18 protein-coding genes are annotated in these 19815 nt (G+C 68.7%); 5 read left to right on the forward strand and 13 right to left on the reverse strand.

Annotated elements, in window-relative coordinates; genetic code table 11:
* Positions 1-13 precede the first annotated feature (13 nt).
* Positions 14-1051, forward strand: a complete 1038-nt coding sequence (locus tag N5D30_RS17435; protein WP_279909965.1) for a helix-turn-helix domain-containing protein — start codon at positions 14-16, stop codon at positions 1049-1051.
* Here the strand turns inward: N5D30_RS17435 and pgi are convergent.
* The 11 genes from pgi to dksA all read right to left on the reverse strand — a co-directional run bounded on the left by pgi (position 969) and on the right by dksA (position 13986).
* Positions 969-2633, reverse strand: a complete 1665-nt coding sequence (pgi, locus tag N5D30_RS17440) for a glucose-6-phosphate isomerase (RefSeq protein WP_279909966.1) — start codon at positions 2631-2633, stop codon at positions 969-971. The two genes, N5D30_RS17435 and pgi, sit on opposite strands and share 83 nt — an antisense overlap.
* 158 nt (positions 2634-2791) lie before the next feature.
* Positions 2792-3172, reverse strand: coding sequence for an aspartate 1-decarboxylase (gene panD, locus N5D30_RS17445; RefSeq protein WP_279909967.1), 381 nt, complete (start codon positions 3170-3172; stop codon positions 2792-2794).
* A gap of 80 nt (positions 3173-3252) precedes the next feature.
* Positions 3253-4101, reverse strand: coding sequence for a pantoate--beta-alanine ligase (gene panC, locus N5D30_RS17450; RefSeq protein WP_279909968.1), 849 nt, complete (start codon positions 4099-4101; stop codon positions 3253-3255).
* Positions 4098-4898, reverse strand: a complete 801-nt coding sequence (panB, locus tag N5D30_RS17455) for a 3-methyl-2-oxobutanoate hydroxymethyltransferase (RefSeq protein WP_279909970.1) — start codon at positions 4896-4898, stop codon at positions 4098-4100. The genes panC and panB overlap by 4 nt, the downstream gene beginning before the upstream one ends.
* 203 nt (positions 4899-5101) lie before the next feature.
* Positions 5102-5599, reverse strand: coding sequence for a 2-amino-4-hydroxy-6-hydroxymethyldihydropteridine diphosphokinase (folK, locus tag N5D30_RS17460; protein ID WP_279909971.1), 498 nt, complete (start codon positions 5597-5599; stop codon positions 5102-5104).
* The gene (locus tag N5D30_RS17465) at positions 5599-7029 is read right to left on the reverse strand and encodes a polynucleotide adenylyltransferase PcnB (protein ID WP_279909972.1); all 1431 of its coding nucleotides are present in this window, start codon (positions 7027-7029) and stop codon (positions 5599-5601) included. The genes folK and N5D30_RS17465 overlap by 1 nt, the downstream gene beginning before the upstream one ends.
* A gap of 662 nt (positions 7030-7691) precedes the next feature.
* Positions 7692-9113, reverse strand: coding sequence for a sigma-54 dependent transcriptional regulator (locus tag N5D30_RS17470; RefSeq protein ID WP_279909973.1), 1422 nt, complete (start codon positions 9111-9113; stop codon positions 7692-7694).
* Positions 9114-9183: 70 nt separating this feature from the next.
* On the reverse strand, positions 9184-12138 hold the full coding sequence (locus N5D30_RS17475; protein ID WP_279909974.1) for an ATP-binding protein: 2955 nt from the start codon (positions 12136-12138) through the stop codon (positions 9184-9186).
* The gene (locus N5D30_RS17480; RefSeq protein ID WP_192318065.1) at positions 12122-12298 is read right to left on the reverse strand and encodes a hypothetical protein; all 177 of its coding nucleotides are present in this window, start codon (positions 12296-12298) and stop codon (positions 12122-12124) included. Before N5D30_RS17480 ends, N5D30_RS17475 begins: the two co-directional genes overlap by 17 nt.
* 185 nt (positions 12299-12483) lie before the next feature.
* A complete protein-coding gene (gene gluQRS / locus N5D30_RS17485) occupies positions 12484-13368 on the reverse strand; it encodes a tRNA glutamyl-Q(34) synthetase GluQRS (protein WP_279909975.1) in 885 nt (294 codons plus the stop codon).
* Between the two features lie 174 nt (positions 13369-13542).
* Positions 13543-13986, reverse strand: a complete 444-nt coding sequence (dksA, locus tag N5D30_RS17490; RefSeq protein ID WP_220812205.1) for an RNA polymerase-binding protein DksA — start codon at positions 13984-13986, stop codon at positions 13543-13545.
* Between the two features lie 198 nt (positions 13987-14184).
* Here dksA and N5D30_RS17495 point away from each other — a divergent pair, with 198 nt between their 5' ends.
* The gene (locus tag N5D30_RS17495) at positions 14185-15366 is read left to right on the forward strand and encodes a pyridoxal phosphate-dependent aminotransferase (protein WP_279909976.1); all 1182 of its coding nucleotides are present in this window, start codon (positions 14185-14187) and stop codon (positions 15364-15366) included.
* Positions 15356-16105: a DNA/RNA nuclease SfsA gene (gene sfsA, locus N5D30_RS17500; RefSeq protein ID WP_279909977.1), complete on the forward strand. Its 750-nt coding sequence runs from the start codon at positions 15356-15358 to the stop codon at positions 16103-16105. Before N5D30_RS17495 ends, sfsA begins: the two co-directional genes overlap by 11 nt.
* Here sfsA and N5D30_RS17505 read toward each other — a convergent pair.
* Entirely contained in the window at positions 16035-17063 is a 1029-nt protein-coding gene (locus N5D30_RS17505) for an AraC family transcriptional regulator (RefSeq protein WP_279909978.1), read from the reverse strand. The two genes, sfsA and N5D30_RS17505, sit on opposite strands and share 71 nt — an antisense overlap.
* Before the next feature lie 134 nt (positions 17064-17197).
* Here N5D30_RS17505 and N5D30_RS17510 point away from each other — a divergent pair, with 134 nt between their 5' ends.
* Together N5D30_RS17510 and N5D30_RS17515 are read left to right on the forward strand one after the other, a co-directional pair.
* Positions 17198-18229 carry a 2Fe-2S iron-sulfur cluster binding domain-containing protein gene (locus N5D30_RS17510; RefSeq protein ID WP_279909979.1) on the forward strand — a complete coding sequence of 344 codons (1032 nt, stop codon included), beginning with the start codon at positions 17198-17200 and terminating at the stop codon, positions 18227-18229.
* Positions 18226-19431 (forward strand): alkane 1-monooxygenase, encoded by a 1206-nt coding sequence (locus N5D30_RS17515; protein ID WP_279909980.1) that lies wholly within the window; start codon positions 18226-18228, stop codon positions 19429-19431. The genes N5D30_RS17510 and N5D30_RS17515 overlap by 4 nt, the downstream gene beginning before the upstream one ends.
* 1 nt (position 19432) lies before the next feature.
* Here the strand turns inward: N5D30_RS17515 and N5D30_RS17520 are convergent, their stop codons facing one another.
* Positions 19433-19750, reverse strand: a complete 318-nt coding sequence (locus tag N5D30_RS17520; protein WP_279902653.1) for a Rieske (2Fe-2S) protein — start codon at positions 19748-19750, stop codon at positions 19433-19435.
* Positions 19751-19815: the final 65 nt, after the last annotated feature.

Below are 19815 nucleotides of genomic sequence, written 5' to 3' on the forward strand. Positions count from 1 at the left end.
CGAGAGCTGCGCCATGTCATCGCCCCACGAAGTGCTGTTGCTGGTGTTTCCCGGCTTCCAGTTGCTCGACGTCAGTGGTCCGGCCGAGGTGTTCGCCGCGGCCAACGACCTGAAGGGGCGGCCCTTGTACCGTTTGCGCCTGATCTCGCAGGAGGGCGGCCTGGTGGCGTCGTCCTCGAGTCTGGCCATGCACACCGAGCCTATGCCGGTGGCGGAGATGCTGGAGGGTTGCACCCTACTGGTCAGCGGTGGCTTCGGTGTGCAGCAGGCCATGGGGCGTGGCCTGCTGGCGGCATGGCTGAAACGGGTGGCGCCGTGCCTGGCGCGCTGCGGCTCGGTGTGCACCGGCGCCTTCCTGCTGGCCCAGGCCGGGTTGCTCGACGGGCGCCGCGCCGCCACCCACTGGCGCTATGCCGAGCTGCTGCAGCGGCTGTTTCCACGGGTGCAGGTCGAGGCGGATACGCTGTTCGTCGAGGAGGATCGGTTGTTCAGTTCGGCCGGCGTCAGTTCCGGCATCGACCTGTGTCTGGCCCTGCTGGAGGCCGACCATGGCCGCGAACTGGCGCTGCAGGTGGCCAAGGGACTGGTGGTGCATCTGCGCCGCAGTGGCGGCCAGCGCCAGTTCAGCGTCGAGCTGCTGGCCCAGGCGGCCGCGCCGGGTGGCGTGGTCGAAGGCCTGGTGACGTGGCTGCACGAACATCTGCACGAGGCGCTGGATGTCGAGCGGATGGCGGCGGCGCTGTCGCTGTCGCCGCGCAGTCTGCATCGGCATTGCCAGGCCGAACTGGGCCAGACCCCGGCGCGCCTGCTGTTGCAGTTGCGCCTGGAACGGGCCTGTCGCCTGCTGGAGAACGGTGCGCCCTCGCTGAAGCGGGTGGCGCTGCAGACCGGCTTCGCCAGCGAGTACAACCTGCGGCGGGCCTTCCTGCAGTCGCTGGGCATCGCGCCCAGCGACTATCGGGCGCGCTTCAGCCGCGGTGACGGCCGCGGAAGAAGTCGATCAGGCCCTGGGTCGAGGGGTCCTCGGCCGGCGGCTGGTCCCAGCCGGTGAGGCGCTGGTAGACGCCCTTGCCGAGATCCTTGCCCAGCTCCACGCCCCACTGGTCGAAGGCGTTGATGCCCCAGATGACGCTCTGCACGAACACCTTGTGCTCGTACATCGCCACCAGCGCGCCCAGGCGGCGGGGGCTGATGCGCTCCAGCACCAGGGTGTTGCTCGGGCGATTGCCCGGGATCACCTTGTGCGCGGCCAGGCGCTGCACCTCGTCCTCGCCCAGGCCCTTGGCGCGCAGTTCGGCCTCGGCCTCGGCGCGGCTCTTGCCAAGCATCAGCGCCTGGCTCTGCGACAGGCAGTTGGCGTACAGCCACTGGTGGTGGTCGGCCACCGGGTTATAGCTGACCACCGGCACGATGAAGTCCGCCGGGATCAGCGGGGTGCCCTGGTGCAGCAGCTGGTGGTAGGCGTGCTGGCCGTTGCAGCCGACGCCGCCCCAGATCACCGGGCCGGTCTCGGTGTTCACCGGGCTGCCGTCCTGGCGCACGCTCTTGCCGTTGGACTCCATGTCCAGCTGCTGCAGGTGCTTGGTGATGTTCCGCAGGTAGTGGTCGTAGGGCAGGATGGCGTGGCTCTGGGCGCCCCAGAAGTTGCCGTACCAGACGCCGAGCAGGGCCAGCAGCACCGGCATGTTCTTCTCGAACGGGGTGCTGCGGAAGTGCGTGTCCATGCTGTAGGCGCCGGACAGCAGCTCCTTGAAGTTGGACATGCCGATCGCCAGGGCGATGGGCAGGCCGATAGCCGACCACAGCGAATAGCGCCCGCCGACCCAGTCCCACATGGGGAAGATGTTCTTCTCGCGGATGCCGAAGTCGATGGCCGCGTCCCGGTTGCTGGTCACGGCGATGAAGTGCCGGTACAGCTTCTCCTCGGTGCCGCCGCGGGCCAGGTACCAGGAGCGTGCGGCCTGGGCGTTCTTCAGGGTCTCCAGGGTGCCGAAGGACTTCGATGAGACGATGAACAGGGTGGTTTCGGCGTTGAGCTTGGCGGACAGTTCGTGGAATTCGCTGCCGTCGATGTTGGCCAGATAGTGGCAGCGCACGCCGTGCTGGGTGAACGGCAGCAGCGCCTCGGACACCAGTTGCGGGCCGAGGAACGAGCCGCCGATGCCGATGTTGACCACATCGGTGATGGTCTTCTCGCTGTAGCCGCGCCACAGGTTGCTGTGGATGCGGCTGACGATGTCGGTCATCTGGTTGAGCACGCGGTGCACGTCCGGCATCACGTTGACGCCGTCGACCTTGACGCAGTCGCCGATCGGCCGACGCAGGGCGGTGTGCAGGGCGGGGCGGCCCTCGGAGGCGTTGACCCGCTCGCCATTGAACAGCGCCTCGATGGCCTCCTGCAGGCCGGCTTCCCGGGCCAGGTCGACCAGCAGGCCCAGGGTCTCCTCGCTGAGCAGGTTCTTCGAGTAGTCGAGGAAGATGCCGCTGGTGCTCATGGAGAAGCGCTCGAAGCGTTTCGGGTCGGCCGCGAAGGCCTCGCGCATGCTGAAGTCCTGCATGGCCTGGCGATGCTGGCGCAGGGCCTGCCAGGCCGGCAGGGTGGTGACGTCGAGCGGGTGCTGGTAATACGCCATGGGTGGCAATTTCCTTTGTGTGCGGCGTTCCGGTATCTGGAGGTTCAGGGCCCTGGATGGTGCGCGCCTGTCGTTGCGTGCCTTGGCGCGCGGGCGCGGCGCACCAACAAAAAGCCCGGAAGGGTTCCGGGCTTGGAGTGTAGCGGTCGCCGACTCGTTCAGGCGACCTGCACGGGGATGGCGTTGCTGGTGTGGCTCAGCTCGCCATCGGCGCCCATGTAGAGGACGCGGGGCTGGAAGTTGGCCAGTTCGGCCTCGCTGTAGTGGGCGTAGGCGCAGATGATGACGCGGTGGCCGACCCCGGCCTTGTGCGCGGCGGCGCCGTTGACCGAGATGATCCTAGAGCCTTCCTCGCCGCGGATGGCGTAGGTGGTGAAGCGCTCGCCGTTGTCCACGTTGTAGATCTGGATCTGCTCGTACTCGCGGATGCCGGACAGGTCCAGCCATTCGCCGTCGATGGCGCAGGAGCCTTCGTAGTCGAGCACCGCGTGGGTGACGATGGCGCGGTGCAGCTTGGCCTTGAGCATGATGGCGTGCATGACTACTTCCCCCTCGGAATACTGCGGCGGCAGAGTGTGCCCGAACCCCCGCGGGGGTTCAAGGCCAGGCGATATGCGGGTTACAGCTCGAAGGCCAGGTTGTCGATCAGGCGCGTGGTGCCGAGGAAGGCGGCGGCCAGGATGACCAGCCGGGTGTCTTCGGCATGGGCCGGACGCAGGCCGACCGACTCGCGGATTTCCAGGTAGTCGGGACGCAGGCCGGCGCTCAGCAGGCTGCCCTTGCCGCTCTCCACCAGCTGGGCGAAGTTGCGCTCGCCGCCGCGGATGGCCTCGGCCAGCTGGCGCAGGGTGCGGTGCAGGGCGGGCGCCTGGGCGCGCTGCTCGGCGCTCAGGTAGCCGTTGCGCGACGACAGGGCCAGGCCGTCCTCGGCGCGCACCGTCGGTTCGCCGATGATCTGGACCGGCATGTTCAGGTCGCGCACCAGGGTGCGGATCACGGCCAGCTGCTGGAAGTCCTTCTCGCCGAACACGGCGATGTCCGGCTGGACCATGTTGAACAGCTTGGTCACGACGGTGGCGACGCCCTCGAAGTGGCCCGGCCGGCTGGCGCCGCACAGGCCCTCGGAGACGCCGGGCACGCTGACCCGGGTCTGGCCTTCCTGGCCGTGGGGGTACATCTCGTCCACCTCGGGGTGGAACAGCAGGTGGCAGCCGGCGGCGACCAGTTTTTCCTGGTCGGCGGCCAGGGTGCGCGGGTACCTGGCCAGGTCTTCGCTGGGGCCGAACTGCAGCGGGTTGACGAAGATGCTGGCGACTACGAAGTCGGCGCGCTGGCCGGCCTTCTCCACCAGGGCGACGTGGCCCTCGTGCAGGTTGCCCATGGTCGGCACGAAGGCGACGCGCTTGCCGTCGCCGCGCGCCCGCGCCACGGCGGCGCGCAGTTCCACAACGGTCTTGACGGTGTTCATGCTGAGAATCCGTGCTCCGCGGCGGGGAAGCTGACGTCCTTCACCGCGCGCACGTAGGCGGAGAAGGCCGCCTGGATGCTCGGCTGGCCTTCCATGAAGTTCTTCACGAACTTGGGCGCGCGGCCGCTCAGGGACAGGCCGAGCATGTCGTGCATCACCAGCACCTGGCCGTCAGTGGCGGAGCCCGCGCCGATGCCGATGACCGGAATCTTCACCGCCTGGGTGATCTCGGCGGCCAGCTCGCTGGGCACGCATTCGAGCAGCAGCATGGCGGCGCCGGCCTGTTCCAGGGCCATGGCGTCGGCGCGCAGCTGGCGGGCGGAGGCTTCGCCACGGCCCTGCACCTTGTAGCCGCCGAACACGTTGACCGCCTGCGGGGTGAGACCCAGGTGAACGCACACCGGCACGCCGCGTTCGGCCAACTGGCGGGTCGGCTCGGCCAGCCAGCTGGCGCCTTCCAGCTTGATCATGTGGGCACCGGCCTGCATCAGCGCGGCGCTGCTGGCGAAGGTCTGTTCGAGGGTGGCGTAGGCCATGAAGGGCAGGTCGGCGAGGATCAGCGCGCCCTGGTTGCCGCGCTTGACCGACGCGGTGTGGTAGGCCATGTCGCTCAGGGAGACCGGCAGCGTGCTGTCGTGGCCCTGCAGGACCATGCCCAGGGAGTCGCCCACCAGCAGCACCTCCACGCCGGCCTCGCAGGCCGCCCGCGCCAGGGTGGCGTCATAGGCGGTCAGCATCGCGATCTTCTCGCCCTTCTGCTTCAGGCCCAGCAGGGTGCTCACGGTTGTATCAGGCATCAAGGCTTCCTCATCAGCGGGCCGGACTACGGCGCTCGTGTCGCCTTCTCGGCCTTCTAGGGGCGGTGTTGTATGCACCGCCTCGGGGCAACGGGACGCCTATAGTCCCGATGGGGGGGCATGAAGTCAATCGCATGTGTTACCGCGCTGTTACGGCGTTACCTGCTGCGCTCGGCCCCGCGTGGACGGTGGCGCGCCCCGGGTTACAGGGCGCGCTCGGCGAGGCGTTCCAGGCCCGCGTAGGGACAGGCGGCGAGCAGCGCCGGCAGGGAGCGGCCGTCGGGTAGCTGGAGGTCGGCGGGGGCGATCTCGGCCAGCGGGTAGAGGACGAAGGCGCGCGCGTGCATGTGGTAGTGGGGCACGGTCAGGCGTTCCTCGGCGAGCAGGCGCTCGCCGAACAGCAGGATGTCCAGGTCCAGCGTGCGCGGCCCCCAGCGCTCGGCCTTGCGCACCCGGCCCTGCTCCCGCTCGATGCGCTGCAGGGCGTCGAGCAGCTCCAGCGGCGCCAGGTCGGTGTCCAGTGCGGCCACGGCGTTGACGTAGCGTGGCTGGTCCGGCGGGCCGAGCGGGTCGCTGGCATAGAAGGAGGAGACGGCGGCCAGCTGGCTGTGCGGCAGCTCGGCGATGGCCGCCAGGGCGTCGCGCAGTTGCCGGAGCGGCTCGGCCAGGTTGCTGCCGAGGCCGAGGTAGACCCGCTCCATCACTCGCCGGCCGGGCCGTCGCTGCGCGGGCCGCGACGGCGGTTGCGCCCGCCGCGGCGACGCTTGCGCGCGGCCGGCGCGGCCGGCGCGGCACTGCCTTCGCCGGCGTCTTCCTGGCGGTTGCCGAGGGCGCGGATCATGGCGCGACGTTCGCTGTCGGTGGCGTCCTGGTAGTCGGTCCACCAGTCGCCGAGGCCGCCGGTCTGCTCGCCGGCGTCCTCGCGCAGCAGGAGGAAGTCGTAGCCGGCGCGGAAGCGCGGGTTCTCCAGCAGCAGGTCGGCGCGCTTGCCCTGGCGGCGCGGCAGGCGTTCCTGCATGTCCCAGATCTCGCGGATCGGGATGGTGAAGCGCTTGGGCACGGCGATGCGCCGGCACTGTTCGAGGATCAGCTCGTGGGCCGCCTCCTGCATGGCGGGGATCGGCGGCATGCCGCGATCCTGCAGTTGCAGGGCGCGCGCCGGCAGCGCCGGCCACAGCAGGGCGGCGAACAGGAAGGCGGGGGTCACCGGCTTGCCGACGGCGATGCGCTCGTCGGTGTTGGCCAGGGCCTGGCGGATCAACCGGCCGGCGTATTCCGGGTTGCGTTCCAGGGCCTTGGCGCTGGCCGGGAACAGCGGGGCGAACAGGTCGTAGTCCAGCAGCAGCTCGAAGGTGCGTTCCGCGCGGCCGGCGAGGAACAGCTTGAGCACTTCCTCGAACAGGCGCGCGGCGGGAATGTCGCGCAGCATGGGCGCCAGGCGGCGGATCGGCGCGGCGCTGTGCTTCTCGATCTCGAAGTCGAGCTTGGCGGCGAAGCGCACGGCGCGGAGCATGCGCACCGGGTCTTCCAGGTAGCGCTGCTCGGGATCGCCGATCAGGCGGATCAGGCGGTTGCGGATGTCGTGCACGCCGTGGGCGTAGTCCAGCACGCGCTCGCCGGTGACGTCGAAGTACAGCGCGTTGATGGTGAAGTCGCGGCGCTGGGCGTCGCTCTCCTGGCTGCCGTAGACGTTGTCGCGCAGGATGCGGCCGCTCTCGTTGCGCGCGGACAGGTGGCTGTCCTCTTCGTCGTCGCCCTGCGGGTGGTTGCTGCGGAAGGTGGCGACCTCGATGATCTCGCGGCCGAAGTGCACGTGGGCCAGCTTGAAGCGGCGGCCGATCACCCTGGCATTGCGGAACTCGGCGCGGACCTGTTCCGGTGTGGCGCTGGTGGCGACGTCGAAGTCCTTCGGCTGCACGCCGATCAGCAGGTCGCGCACGCAGCCGCCGACCAGGTAGGCCTGGTAGCCGGCCTTCTGCAGGCGGTCGACCACGCTCACCGCGTTGCGGCTGAACTGGCCGCGCTGCAGCGAATGCTGGCGCGGGCCGAGGATCTCCGGCGTGCTGCGGGGACGGGGTTGGCGCTTCAGCGCGAGGGGCGAGCGAAGGGACTTGAACAGCTTTTTCAGCATGGGAGGCACTGTTTGCAGGGATAAGCGGCCGGAAATGCCGGTAACCGCACGATTGGCGCGGATTCTAGCATCGGGAAGGAGAAGGATGGAAAAGGCAGGCTGGGGATGATGAGAGGGGTGAAGCTACTGGGGGAGCCGAAGCTCCCCCCCAAAATGGTGCGTGCTTTGTTTTTATTGTTATGCCGGGCCTGTTGTTCTTGTTGTAAGCCCGTTTGAGGTATCCCAAGCCGGGTACCAGGAGCAAACGGATTGCTTTGGATGCTGATGCTGCCATGATCTTTCCGTGATCCAACCAGTGCAGGCGCTGCTTTAGTGCAGTTTTTGTTGTTCTCAGCCTGGTCGTGGGGCGAACCCCAAAGGCAAATCCTCTCCAAAAGAATCAGTTAGCTGCGCCTCCGCGTTGTTGTTCTTGTTGGGCTGGAGCCGTTCTGTATTGTTTTTATTGTTGAGGTTTCAAGCGTTGTTATTGTTGTTGTGCCAGAGATAAAGCAGATGCCGTGCCAGTTTTTGTAAATCCTTTATTTTCAATGTGTTACGGTTTTCATGGCCGAACAGCAGGCCGAAAAAAGCCGGGTCATCGTTACCGATGAACCCGGCTTTTGTTACGCGATGTTGATGTGGGGTAACAGCTGCGGAACCAATCGCGTGGGGTTCTGTCGCGCTCAGCCGGCCGTCGCGCCCGACTTGCGACGTGGAATGCCCAGGCGCTGGCGACGCTCCCACAGGCATTTGCGGCTGATGCCCAGCTTGCGCGCCAGCTCGGTCTCGGTCATGTGGTCCTGGTGCTCCAGCACGAAGTGCTGGAAGTAGTCCTCCAGGGACAGGTCCTCGGTGGGCTCGTGGTTGTTGCTCGCCGCCGCTTGGGCGGAGGGCGCCTCGGCGAAGTCGTCGTCGTTGAGGTCGTCCAGCTCGATGTCGATGCCCAGCAGCTCGGCGGAAATCTCGTTGCCCTCACAGAGAATCACCGAGCGCTCGATGGCGTTCTCCAGCTCGCGCACGTTGCCCGGCCACGGGTAGTGACGGATCGCCTGTTCGGCGTCGTGGGCGAAGCGCAGCCCCTCGCGGCCCATGCGCTCGCACTGGCGGGCGAGGAAGGCCTGGGCGATCTCCAGTACGTCGGCGCCGCGCTCGCGCAGCGGCGGCAGCTTGAGGGCGATGACGTGCAGGCGGTAGTAGAGGTCCTCGCGGAACTGGCCGGTCTTGGCCAGGGTCTTGAGGTCGCGGTGGGTGGCGGCGATCAGGCGCACGTCGACCTTCTGCGACTGCACCGAGCCGACGCGGCGGATCTCGCCTTCCTGCAGCACGCGCAGCAGGCGGGCCTGGGCTTCCAGTGGCAATTCGCCGATCTCGTCGAGGAACAGGGTGCCACCGTCGGCCGCTTCCACCAGGCCGGCGCGGCCCGCACTGGCGCCGGTGAAGGCACCTTTCTCGTGGCCGAACAGCTCGGATTCGATCAGGGTCTCGGGAATCGCCGCGCAGTTCACCGAGATCAGCGGCGCCTTGGCGCGGCGGGACAGGTTGTGCAGGGCGCGGGCGACCAGTTCCTTGCCGGTGCCGGACTCGCCCTGGACCAGCACATTGGAGTCGGTGGGCGCGACCTTGCGGATCTTGCTGTAGAGGTCCTGCATGGCGGCGCAGGAGCCGATGATGCCGATGTCGCCCTCGGCGGCGGCGCCGTTGGCCTTGCCGGCAGGCTTGCTCGGCGCCTCGCCGGGCGGGTTGCGACGGGCCTCTTGGTTGTCGCGCAGGATGCGCGCCACGGCCTGGAGCATCTCGTCGTGGTCGAAGGGCTTGGCGATGTAGTCCACCGCGCCCATCTTCATCGAGTCCACGGCCGAGCGCAGGCTGGCGTAGCTGGTCATGATCAGTACCGGGGTGCCCTCGGCCAGCTTGATCAGCTCGGTGCCGGGGGCGCCGGGCAGGCGCAGGTCGCTGACCACCAGGTCGAAGGTGGGGATGCTGTAGCGCTCCTGGGCTTCCTGCACCGAGCCGGCCTCGCTGACCTGGTACTGGTTGCGTTCCAGCAGGCGGCGAAGGGCGGAGCGGATGATGGTTTCGTCTTCGACGATGAGGATGTGCGGCATTGTGTTCTCTCGACGGTCTCCGGATCGGCGAGGCCCGTGGTACGGGCGCGCGACGATCACAGGTCACTACTCAGGTCGCTACGGACGTCGCTTCGACATAGCGCGGCAGGGTAACGCGGAATCGGGTTCCGCGCTGGCGCTCGGGGTCGGCCGGGCTGTCTATGATGATCTGTCCATAATGCTCTTCCACGATCGAATAGACCAGCGCGAGGCCCAAACCGGTGCCCTTGCCCGGGTCCTTGGTGGTGAAGAAAGGCTCGAACAGACGGTCCATGATCGCCTGCGGGATGCCCGTGCCTTCGTCCTCGACGATCAGCTCGACGCTCTGTTCGCTGGCCTCGCTGCAGACCCGGATCGCGCCGCCCGCCGGCGAGGCGTCGCGGGCGTTGGACAGCAGGTTGATCAGCACCTGGGCGAGGCGCTGCGGGTCGCCCTTGGCCAGGTGGTCGGGGTCGCACAGGTTGAAGAACTGCACCTCGGTGCCGTGGCGGTTCAGCGACAGCAGGCCGATGGCGTCCTGGGCCACCTCGGCCAGGCTCACCGGGTACTCGGCGTGTTGCTGGGCGCCGGCGTGGGCGAAGTTCATCAGCGACTGGACGATGCGCGAGATGCGCTTGGTCTGGTCGAGGATCTGGGTGCTCAGCTCGGCCACCTCGTCGTCGTCCTCGCGTTCCTCGCGCAGGTTCTGCGCCAGGCAGGCGATGCCGGTGACCGGGTTGCCGATCTCGTGGGCCACGCCGGCGGCCAGGCGGCCGATGCTGGCCAGGCGTTCGGAGTGCACCAGTTGGTCCTCCAGCACGCGGGTCTCGGTGACGTCCTCGACCAGCAGCACCAGGCCGCTGTTGCCCGGTGCCAGCGGCTCGTCGATGGCCGCCTTGTGCAGGTTGAGCCAGCGCACCTCGCCGTCGAGCGCCAGGTGCTGCTTGTGCTGGTGTTCCTCGTCCTGCTCGATGAAGCCCTGCAGCATGCCGCGCCAGGGTTCCTCCAGGCTGAGCAGGCGCGAGCCGACCACGCGCTGGGCGGCGATGCCGGTGAGTTCTTCCATGGCCCGGTTCCACATCAGCACTTCCTGGTCCTTGGCCAGGGAGCACACGCCCATGGGCAGCTCCTGCAGGGTCTGGCGGTGGAAGCGGCGCAGGGCGTCCAGCTCGGCGGCCAGGCCGGTGAGGCGCGACTGGTAGTCCTCCAGGCGGGTTTCGATGAAGTGGATGTCCTCGCTGACGTAGGCCTCGCTGCCGGACTTGTAGGGCAGGAAGGTTTCCACCATGTCCTGCGCCACGCTCGGCCCCATCAGGCCCGAGAGGTTGGCCTCGACCCGGTCGCGCAGGCGGCGCAGGGCGTAGGGGCGGCGCTCGTCGAAGGGCAGGTGCAGGTCGCGCAGGGCGCGCTCCACTTCCTTCTGCGCGGTCACCGCGCCGAGCGGCTTGGCCAGTTCGGCGGCGAATTCCTGCGGCGAGCCGGCCAGCAGTTCGCGTCGTTGCGGGCGACGCACGTTGTCCACGGTGCAGGCCTCGGCGGCGCTTTTTTCCTCGTCGCTGCCCTCGGTGAACAGCGAGACCAGGGTGAACACCAGCACGTTGGCCGCCAGCGAGCCGACGGCGGCGAGGTGCCAGCTGTTCTCGTCGAGCACGTAGACCACGTTGACGAACGGCAGGTGCAGCCCCTGCAGGTTGCTCACCAGCGGGATCAGCATGCTCACCGCCCACACGCCGATGCCGGCCAGCAGGCCGGCGATGAAGCCGCGGTGGTTGGCGGTCGGCCAGTACAGCACCGACAGCGCGCCGGGGAGGAACTGCAGGGTGGCGACGAAGGCGACGATGCCCAGGTTGGCCAGGTCCTGCTCGGCGCCGAGCAGCAGGTAGAAGCCGTAGGCGGCGGCGATGATGGCGATGATCAGGCCGCGCCGGGTCCACTTCAGCCAGCGGTAGATGTTGCCTTCGGCCGGCGGTTGATAGAGCGGCAGCACCAGGTGGTTGAGGGCCATGCCGGACAGCGCCAGGGTGCTGACGATGATCAGCCCGCTGGAGGCCGACAGGCCGCCGACGTAGGCCAGCAGCGCCAGGCTGCGGTCGCCCACGGCCAGGCCCAGACCCAGGGTGAAGTACTCGGGGTTGGTGGTGGCGCCGATCTTCAGGCTGGCCCAGAGGATCAGCGGCACCGACAGGCTCATCAGCAGCAGGAGCAGCGGCAGGCCCCAACTGGCGCTGACGATGGCGCGGGGGTTGAGGTTCTCGGTGAAGGTCATGTGGTACATGTGCGGCATGACGATGGCCGAGGCGAAGAACACCAGCAGCAGGGTGCGCCAGGGGCCTTCCTGCAGCGGCGTGTGCAGGTCGTTCAGGGCGGACTGGTTCTGCATCAGCCACTGCTCCAGCTCGCCAGGGCCGCCGAACACGCCGTACAGCGCGTAGAGGCCGATGCCGCCCAGCGCGCCGAGTTTGATCACCGATTCGAAGGCGATGGCGAAGACCAGGCCCTCATGTTTTTCCCTGGTGGCGATATGGCGGGCGCCGAAGAGGATGGTGAACAGGGTGATCAGGGCGCAGAAGCCGAGGGCGAAGCGGTCCTGCAGCGGCTCCCGGGTGAGGATGCCGATGGAGTCGGCCACCGCCTGGATCTGCAGTGCCAGCAGCGGCAGCAGGCCGACCAGCATGAACAGCGTGGTCAGTACCCCGGCCCAGGTGCTGCGGAAGCGGAAGGCGAACAGGTCGGCCAGCGACGACAGCTGGTAGGTGCGGGTGATGCGCAGGATCGGGTAGAGCAGCACCGGCGCCAGGAGGAAGGCGCCGGTGACACCCAGGTAGCTGGCGAGGAAGCCGAAGCCGTACTGGTAGGCCAGCCCGACCGTGCCGTAGAAGGCCCAGGCACTGGCGTACACGCCGAGCGACAGGGTGTAGACCAGCGGGTGGCGGATCACCTGGCGCGGGATCAGGCCTTTCTCGCTGATCCAGGCCACGCCGAACAGCAGCAGCAGGTAGCCGGCGCTGATCAGGATCAGCTGGCTGAGTTCAAAGCTCGTCGGCATCGCGCTGGCTCTGCAGGATGAGGGTGACGACGATGAGGATCAGCCATAGCAGGTAGGGGCGGTACCAGGCGCCATTGGCGTCGATCCACCAGTCCATGATGGCGGGGGAGAACAGGTAGATCCCCACCACCAGGATCAGGACCAATCGGTAGATGTACATGCGGCATCTCGTCTGAGGATGGGGCCGATGGTAAAGGAAGCGGCGAGCGGCAACTACCGGCAGGCGCATGGCCAGCAGGCGCCATCTGGCCAGCCCCTGCTCTTGTTGTGGGAGCGGCCTTGGCCGTGAAGGGGTTGGCGCGGGCTCATTTCGCGGCCAAGGCCGCTCCCACAGGATGGTGCCGCTTACTTGAGCTGGGCCTCGGCCAGTGTGCGGCTGCGCGGGATGCGTCCGGCGTCCCAGTGGGCGATGCCCCAGGCCAGCGCCTCGCGCGGCGTGGCGGCGGCCAGTTCGGCCGGCGGTTGCTGGCCGAGGGCGCGCAGGGCGCGGGCCAGCAGCGGCGCGGCCTGGTCCGCCGGCAGCGGCGGCGAGCGGTAGCGCTTGCCCAGCTTGTGGCCGTCCGGCTGGATGATCAGCGGCACGTGCAGGTAGCGCGGCTGTGGCAGGCCGAGCAGCTCCTGCAGGTACAGCTGGCGCGGCGTGGAGTCGAGCAGGTCGGCGCCGCGCACCACGTCGGTCACGCCCTGCCAGGCGTCGTCCAGCACCACCGCCAGCTGGTAGGCGAACAGGCCGTCGCGGCGGCGGATCACGAAGTCGCCGACCTCGCGGCCCAGGTGCTGGCGGAACTCGCCCTGAACGCGGTCGACGAAGCGGTACTCCAGTTCCGGCACGCGCAGGCGGATGGCGGCGTCGTGGTCGGCATGGCCGGCGTTGCGGCAGGTGCCCGGGTAGATGCCGCCGCAGCCTTCCAGCTGCTTGCGCGAGCAGGTGCAGGCATAGGCCAGGCCCTGGGCGAACAGGCGCTCGATCAGCGCGGTATATTCGGCGTGACGCTCGCTTTGCCGGACCAGTTCGCCGTCCCACTCGAAGCCGTAGGTCTCCAGGCTGCGCAGGATGGCGTCCTGGGCGCCGGGCATCTCGCGCGGCGGGTCGAGGTCTTCCATGCGCAGCAGCCACCGGCCGCCGACGTGGCGGGCGTCCAGGTAGGAGGCGAGGGCGGCGACCAGCGAGCCGAAGTGCAGGTAGCCGCTGGGGGTGGGGGCGAAGCGTCCGATGTAGGAACTGTTCATTGGCGCGAGGCTGGAGCGATGGTCAGTCGTTGGCCATCCGACCCTGTAGGAGCGACTTCTGCTCGCGAACGCGGGAAACACGGCAGGCTTCGCGAGCCGGGCTCGCTCCTAAAGAAGCGGTTGCGAAGCCGGGGCAGAAACAGAACGGGGCGCCGTGGCGCCCCGTCGTGCAACTCAGGAACCGAGCTGCTTTTCCTTGATTTCCGCGAGGGTCTTGCAGTCGATGCACAGGGTCGCGGTGGGGCGGGCTTCCAGGCGGCGGATGCCGATTTCCACGCCGCAGGAGTCGCACCAGCCGTACTCGTTGTCCTCGATCAGCTGCAGGGTCTCGTCGATCTTCTTGATCAGCTTGCGCTCGCGGTCGCGGGCGCGCAGTTCCAGGCTGAATTCTTCTTCCTGGCTGGCGCGGTCGGCCGGATCGGGGAAGTTGGCCGCCTCGTCCTGCATGTGGTGCACGGTGCGGTCGACCTCCTGCATCAGTTCCAGCTTCCACTTGTTGAGGATGCCGGTGAAGTGAGCCCGCATCGGCTCGCTCATGTACTCCTCGCCCTTCTTCTCTTTGTAGGGTTCGAAGCCACGAACCAGCTGGTTGCTGTTCTCTTTCGCTTTGGTGGGCATGGATGACCGCCTCTCACTCTCTCTGATCCAATGCGCAGGATCGGTTCCTTTGCCGGCAAGTGACGCCGGGCCTGCGGCTGCAAGCCGGCGAACTTACCAGATCGATTCGGGCGATGCCACTCCCGGTTGTCACGCTTCCTACAAGCATCGGGGGCAGTTGGTTAGAATCCCCCCTTTTATCCAATTAAGGAAGGCCATATGGCCCAGCCCTTCAGCGCACGTAGCCGCGCCATCGAACCCTTCCACGTCATGGCGCTGCTGGCCCGGGCCAACGAGTTGCAGGCCGCCGGCCATGACGTGATTCACCTGGAGATCGGCGAGCCGGATTTCACCACCGCCGAGCCCATCGTGCGCGCCGGACAGGCCGCGCTGGCCGCCGGGCATACCCGCTACACCGCGGCGCGTGGCATTCCCCAGCTGCGCCAGGCCATCGCCGGTTTCTACGCCAGCCGCTACGGTCTGGATATCGACCCCGAACGCATCCTGATTACTCCCGGTGGTTCGGGGGCTCTGCTGCTGGCCGCCAGCCTGCTGGTCGATCCGGGCCGGCACTGGCTGCTGGCCGACCCCGGCTACCCCTGCAACCGCCACTTCCTGCGCCTGGTGGAAGGCGCCGCGCAGCTGGTGCCGGTCGGCCCGGAGAGCCGCTACCAGCTCACCCCGCAGCTGGTGGAGCGGCACTGGGACGCGGACAGCGTCGGCGCCCTGGTCGCCTCGCCGGCCAACCCCACCGGCACCCTGCTGCAGCGCGACGAGCTGGCGGCGCTGTCGGCCACGCTCAAGGGGCGCGGCGGCCACTTGGTGGTGGACGAGATCTACCACGGCCTGACCTACGGCACGGATGCGGCCAGCGTGCTGGAGGTGGACGACGAGGCTTTCGTGCTCAACAGTTTCTCCAAATATTTCGGCATGACCGGCTGGCGCCTGGGCTGGCTGGTGGCGCCCCAGGGCGCGGTGCCGGAGCTGGAGAAGCTGGCGCAGAACCTCTACATCAGCGCGCCTTCCATGGCCCAGCATGCCGCGCTGGCCTGCTTCGAGCCGGCCAGCCTGGCGATCTTCGAGGAGCGCCGCCACGAGTTCCAGCGGCGCCGCGACTACCTGCTGCCGGCCCTGCGTGAGCTGGGCTTCCGCATCGCGGTGGAGCCGGAGGGCGCCTTCTATTTATATGCGGACATCTCGGCCTTCGGCGGCGACGCCTTCGCCTTCTGCCGGCACTTCATCGAGACCGAGCACCTGGCCTTCACCCCGGGCCTGGACTTCGGCCGCCACCTGGCCGGCCAGCACGTTCGCTTCGCCTACACGCAGAGCGTCGAGCGCCTGCAGCAGGCGGTGGAGCGCATCGCCCGCGGCCTGAAGACGTGGAACCCCGATGCGCTTTGATCCGCCGCTGGAGGAAGGGCGCCTGCTGCGCCGCTACAAGCGCTTCCTGGCCGACATCGAGACGGCGAGCGGCGAGGCGCTGACCATCCACTGTCCGAACACCGGCTCCATGCTCAACTGCATGAGCGAGGGCTGCCGGGTCTGGTTCAGCCGCTCCGACGATCCCAAGCGCAAGCTGCCGGGCACCTGGGAGTTGGGCGAGACCCCGCACGGGCGCCTGGCCTGCCTCAACACCGGCCGGGCCAACGCCCTGGTGGAAGAGGCGCTGCGCGCCGGAATCGTCACCGAACTCGCCGGCTTCACCGGCCTGCGCCGCGAGGTGGCCTACGGCAGCGAGGGCAGCCGCGCGGACTTCCGCCTGGACTACGCCTCCGGCGCGGTGATGCTGGAAGTGAAGAGCGTGACCCTGGGCTTCGCCGACTCCCGCGTCGCCGCCTTTCCCGACGCGGTGACCGCGCGCGGCGCCAAGCACCTGCGCGAGCTGGCGGCGCTGGCGCGGCAGGGCGCGCGCGCGGTGCTGCTGTACTGCGTGAACCTGAGCGGGGTCGACGCGGTGCGCGCCTCCGGGGAGATCGACCCGGTCTACGCGGCTGCTCTGGACGAGGCGATGGCGGCGGGTGTCGAGGTGCTGGCCTACGGCGCCGATGTCAGCCCCGAAGGCGTCTGGCTCAATCGCCGGCTGCGCCTGGCAGCGTCCGCTGGCGATAGGCCGACGGCGGCACCCCTTCCCAGCGCTTGAAGGCGCGGCGGAAGTTGGCCTGGTCGGTGTAGCCCAGGGTGCCGGCGATCTCTTCCACCGTCAGGTGCCCGGCCTTGAGGTGTTCCACCGCCAGGGTGTGGCGCACCTCTTCGAGAATCTGTTTGAACGAGGTGCCCTCGGCCAGCAGGCGCCGGTGCAGGGTGCGCGGGGTCAGGTGGAACAGGCGCGCGGTGACGTTGAGGCTGGGGAAACCGTGCTGCTTCTCCAGCATCACCCGGCGCACGCGGGCGTTCATCGAGGTCTTTTCCTCCAGCTTGGCCAGTTCGCGCCGGCAGATCTGCTCGGCCTCGCGGAAGGCGGCCGGGTCGGCCATCTTCAGCGGCATGTCGAGCAGCGCCGTGTCCAGGGTGAAGCCGGCCCAGGGCTGGTCGTAGGCGATTTCGCAGCCGAACATCTCGGCGGCCAGCGGCGCGTAGTCCGGTTCCGGGCAGGGGAAGCACACCCGGCGCGGGCGAGCGGCGCCCAGGGTGATGGCGTCGAACACGTGCTTGATGGCCAGCATCACCGCCTCCTGCAGCGGACGCTCGCTGGCGCCCAGGGCGTAGTTGGCGCGGAAGCGGATGTGTTCCAGCCCGGTCGCTTCGTCGTGCTCGTGCTCCAGGTCGAACAGCGTGGTGCGCAGCGCCAGGTAGCGCTGCAGCAGGTGCAGTGCCTGGCGCGGCGACTCGCTCTGCAGCGCGGCGAAGCCGAGGATGCCGTGGGTGTTGACCACCAGCCGCTCGCCGATCAGCAGGCCGAACGCCGGTTCGCCGGTCAGCGCCAGGGCGTCCTCGATCAGTTGGCGGAACACGGCGAAGTCCGGCTGGAAGCCGGGTTCGTCGAGCCGGCGCGGGCTCAGCTGGCTGCGCGCCAGCCAGTCTTCGGGCGCCACGCCCATGGCGCGCAGCTGCTCGGCGATCTGTCGCAGGTACTGCACGGGCAGGGTGAAGTCGACCATGGACGGTTCCGGCTGGGGTGCGAGGGGTGAAAAGTGTCAATAAATGACCTGTTCATTGTCAATCCGCAACCTCTCGCTCCAGGCCCGGGTTGGCCGAGGATGGTGGCGTCATCCACCACCTCTGCGGAGCACCCATGTTCTCTTTCTTCGCCAGGCGCCGCGCTGCCACGGCGCTGATCAACGGCACGGCGGTCGTGGTCGAGCCGCGCGAGACCCTGTTGCAGGCCGCCCTGCGCCAGGGCATCGACTTTCCCCATAGCTGCCGGGTCGGCGGGTGTGCCAGCTGCAAGTGCCGGCTGGTCGCCGGCCAGGTGCGCGAACTCACCGAGACCGGCTACATCCTCTCCGACGAGGAACTCGACGCCGGCTACATCCTCGCCTGCCAGAGCCTGCCCAGGGGCGATGTGCGCATCGAGGTCGACCTGTCCCGTGCCCAGGCGCGGCGCCAGGTACGTGGCCGGGTGGTGGCGCAGGAGCGGCTGACCCACGACATCACCCGGCTGGTGATCCAGCTCGAAGAGAGCCTGCCTTACAAGGCCGGCCAGTACGCCGAACTCGGTCTCGACGCGCTGCCGGGGCATGCGCGCAGCTTCTCCTTCGCCTGCCGCCCGCGACCGGACGCCAAGGTCGAGTTCTTCATCCGCAAGGTGCCGGGTGGGCGCCTCACCGGCCTGGTCGACGGCCAGTCACTGCTCGGCCTGGGCGCGACGCTAGAGGGGCCGCTGGGCGACTTCCACCTGCGCCCGGCCGAGGCGCCGCTGCTGCTGGTGGCCGGCGGTAGCGGGCTGGCGCCGATCCTGGCGCTGCTCGAGGAGGCCCTGGCCGCCGGCGCCTGCCGCCCGGTCAGCCTGCTGTTCGGCGCCCGCGAGGCGCGCGACCTCTACTGCCTGGAGGCCATCGAGGCCCTGGCGGCGCAGTGGCGCGCGCCGTTCCGCTTCCTGCAGGTGCTGTCCGAGGCCGCCGCCGACGCCGACTGGCAGGGCGCGCGCGGCTGGATCACCGAGCACATCCCCGCATGGCTGGAGGACGGTGCCCACGCCTACCTGTGCGGGCCGCCGGCCATGATCGACAGCGCGGTGGCGCTGCTGCGCGAGCGCGGCGTGGCCCACGAACACATCCACGCCGATCGCTTCATTACCCGACACGGCCCGCTGGCGGCCGCATGAGCCCGAACATCACAACAACACGCGAGGCGACCATGAACGCGCTGCACTACCTGAAGTTCTTCCTGTTCCACGCCATCGGCCTGCTGGCCGTCGTCGCCATCCTGGCCGGCGGCGCCTGGGTCACCTTCGGCCTGCTCGGCGTGCTGGCCATCTACCTGATCGGCGACGCGGTCTGCGGCGACGACACCAGCACGCCGCGCTTCGAGCACCCCGGCATCCTCACCTTCCAGTTGTGGCTGGCCCTGCCGCTGCTGGCCGGCATCGTCTTCGCGGCGCTGTGGAGCGTGAGCGCCGGCGACTTCCTCGGCTTCGGCGCCGCGCTCGGCCGGCTGACCGGCCACGACCTGCTCGCCGCCCGCGACGCGACCGCCGCCGGCCACCATGTCTCCACCTGGCTGCTCACCGGCCTGATGATCGGCATGATCGGGACCATCACCGCCCACGAGCTGACCCACCGCACCTGGGACCCGGTGTCCATGCTGATCGGCCGCTGGCTGCTGGCGTTCAGCTTCGACACGGTGTTCTCCATCGAGCACGTCTACGGCCACCACCGCTACGTGTCGACCACCGAGGACCCGGCCACCGCGCCGCGCGGTCGCAACGTCTACTGGCACATCCTGGCCTCGACCGCGAAGGGCAACCTCAGCGCCTGGAAGATCGAGAGCAAGCGCCTGGCGCGCAAGGGCCAGAGCCGCTTCGGCTGGCACAACGCGGTGCTGCGCGGCCACCTGATGAGCGTTCTGCTGGTCGCCGCCGCCTACGCCATCGGCGGCGTCGGGGCCGCCCTGTTCTTCGTCGCCTGCGCGCTGTGGGGCAAGGCGCTGCTGGAGATCGTCAACTACATGGAGCACTACGGCATGGTGCGCAACCCGGCCACGCCGGTGCAGCCGCGCCATTCCTGGAACACCAACCGGCGGATCAGCTCGTGGACCATGTTCAACCTGACCCGCCACTCGCACCACCACGCCCAGGGCGAGGTGCCCTACCAGGACCTGCGGCCCTTCCCGGACGCGCCGATGATGATCGGCGGCTATCTGACCACCATCCTCGTGGCGATGATCCCGCCGCTCTGGCACCGGCTGATGACGCCCAAGGTGCTGGCCTGGGACCGCGACTTCGCCAGTGCCGAGGAGCTGGCCCTGGCCGCCCAGGCCAACGCGCGCAGCGGCATCGCCGCGCTGCGGCGGGCCGGCAGGGGCTGATTCAGTCGAGCAGCCACAGGCCCTGGTCGTCCTCGCGCACGGGCAGGGCCTGCAGCCTTTCGCCGGCGCACGGCCCGGTCACGCACTCGCCATCCTCGATGAGGAACAGCGCACCGTGGTGGGCGCAGCGGATCAGGCTGCCGCTGGCGTCGAGGAAGTCGTCCTCGCGCCATTCCAGCGCCAGGCCGCGATGGGGGCAGCTGTTCAGGTAGACATAGGGCCGGCCATCGCGGCGCACCGCCAGCAGCTTGCGGCCCTGAACGGAAAAACCCCGGCTGCGGCCTTCGGCCAGCTCTTCCGGGGCGCACAGGCGAATCATGGGGAGCCTCCGTGCCGGGGCGTAACGCTTTTCATGAAAGGAATGGCTATGTCCGAGTCAACGGC

It is taken from the genome of Pseudomonas sp. GD03875 (genome assembly GCF_029840585.1).
Taxonomy (GTDB): domain Bacteria; phylum Pseudomonadota; class Gammaproteobacteria; order Pseudomonadales; family Pseudomonadaceae; genus Aquipseudomonas; species Aquipseudomonas paralcaligenes.

What these genes read in the sequence shown, in the direction of transcription:
- N5D30_RS17435 (WP_279909965.1), top strand. Translation starts at nt 14, where the DNA reads ATGTCATCGCCCCACGAAGTGCTGTTGCTGGTGTTTCCCGGCTTCCAG.
- pgi (WP_279909966.1), bottom strand. Translation starts at nt 2,633, where the DNA reads ATGGCGTATTACCAGCACCCGCTCGACGTCACCACCCTGCCGGCCTGG.
- panD (WP_279909967.1), bottom strand. Translation starts at nt 3,172, where the DNA reads ATGCACGCCATCATGCTCAAGGCCAAGCTGCACCGCGCCATCGTCACC.
- panC (WP_279909968.1), bottom strand. Translation starts at nt 4,101, where the DNA reads ATGAACACCGTCAAGACCGTTGTGGAACTGCGCGCCGCCGTGGCGCGG.
- panB (WP_279909970.1), bottom strand. Translation starts at nt 4,898, where the DNA reads ATGCCTGATACAACCGTGAGCACCCTGCTGGGCCTGAAGCAGAAGGGC.
- folK (WP_279909971.1), bottom strand. Translation starts at nt 5,599, where the DNA reads ATGGAGCGGGTCTACCTCGGCCTCGGCAGCAACCTGGCCGAGCCGCTC.
- N5D30_RS17465 (WP_279909972.1), bottom strand. Translation starts at nt 7,029, where the DNA reads ATGCTGAAAAAGCTGTTCAAGTCCCTTCGCTCGCCCCTCGCGCTGAAG.
- N5D30_RS17470 (WP_279909973.1), bottom strand. Translation starts at nt 9,113, where the DNA reads ATGCCGCACATCCTCATCGTCGAAGACGAAACCATCATCCGCTCCGCC.
- N5D30_RS17475 (WP_279909974.1), bottom strand. Translation starts at nt 12,138, where the DNA reads ATGCCGACGAGCTTTGAACTCAGCCAGCTGATCCTGATCAGCGCCGGC.
- N5D30_RS17480 (WP_192318065.1), bottom strand. Translation starts at nt 12,298, where the DNA reads ATGTACATCTACCGATTGGTCCTGATCCTGGTGGTGGGGATCTACCTG.
- gluQRS (WP_279909975.1), bottom strand. Translation starts at nt 13,368, where the DNA reads ATGAACAGTTCCTACATCGGACGCTTCGCCCCCACCCCCAGCGGCTAC.
- dksA (WP_220812205.1), bottom strand. Translation starts at nt 13,986, where the DNA reads ATGCCCACCAAAGCGAAAGAGAACAGCAACCAGCTGGTTCGTGGCTTC.
- N5D30_RS17495 (WP_279909976.1), top strand. Translation starts at nt 14,185, where the DNA reads ATGGCCCAGCCCTTCAGCGCACGTAGCCGCGCCATCGAACCCTTCCAC.
- sfsA (WP_279909977.1), top strand. Translation starts at nt 15,356, where the DNA reads ATGCGCTTTGATCCGCCGCTGGAGGAAGGGCGCCTGCTGCGCCGCTAC.
- N5D30_RS17505 (WP_279909978.1), bottom strand. Translation starts at nt 17,063, where the DNA reads ATGGTCGACTTCACCCTGCCCGTGCAGTACCTGCGACAGATCGCCGAG.
- N5D30_RS17510 (WP_279909979.1), top strand. Translation starts at nt 17,198, where the DNA reads ATGTTCTCTTTCTTCGCCAGGCGCCGCGCTGCCACGGCGCTGATCAAC.
- N5D30_RS17515 (WP_279909980.1), top strand. Translation starts at nt 18,226, where the DNA reads ATGAGCCCGAACATCACAACAACACGCGAGGCGACCATGAACGCGCTG.
- N5D30_RS17520 (WP_279902653.1), bottom strand. Translation starts at nt 19,750, where the DNA reads ATGATTCGCCTGTGCGCCCCGGAAGAGCTGGCCGAAGGCCGCAGCCGG.